Consider the following 540-nt stretch of genomic DNA (forward strand, 5'->3'; position numbering starts at 1 on the left):
TTATGTCGGAATTGACCTATCCTTAATTGGCGATTTAACCGCTGTATCGTTCGTTTGTGAGTTAGAGGGTAAAACTTACAGCCATACGCTAACTTTCTCTGTACGGTCTCAATATGAGCAACTGGACACAGAACAACAAGAGTTATGGACTGAATTCGTTGACAGAGGCGAACTAATCTTACTTGATACGGAATACATCAATGTGAACGACTTAATACCGCATATTAATGACTTTAGAACCAAAACAGGGTGCAGACTTAGAAAAGTCGGATACGACCCAGCTCGCTATGAAATTTTAAAAGGGCTGATTGAGCGTTATTTCTTTGACAAAGATGGAGACAACCAAAGAGCAATTCGACAAGGTTTCTCAATGAGTGACTATATCAAGCTATTAAAATCTAAGTTAGCGGAAAATAAACTTATCCATAACCAAAAAGTCATGCAGTGGGCTTTAAATAATACTGCTGTTAAAATCGGACAAAATGGGGACTATATGTATACTAAAAAACTTGAAAAAGATAAAATTGACCCTACTGTTGC

1 protein-coding gene is annotated in these 540 nt (G+C 37.2%); it reads left to right on the top strand.

Going from position 1 to position 540, the window contains the following annotated elements; translation table 11 throughout:
- Positions 1-540 (top strand): terminase TerL endonuclease subunit (locus FDW96_RS15105; RefSeq protein ID WP_212732912.1); only part of this gene is annotated, 540 nt, incomplete at both ends.

This window comes from Citrobacter sp. TBCS-15 (genome assembly GCF_005280815.1).
GTDB lineage: Bacteria > Pseudomonadota > Gammaproteobacteria > Enterobacterales > Enterobacteriaceae > Citrobacter > Citrobacter werkmanii.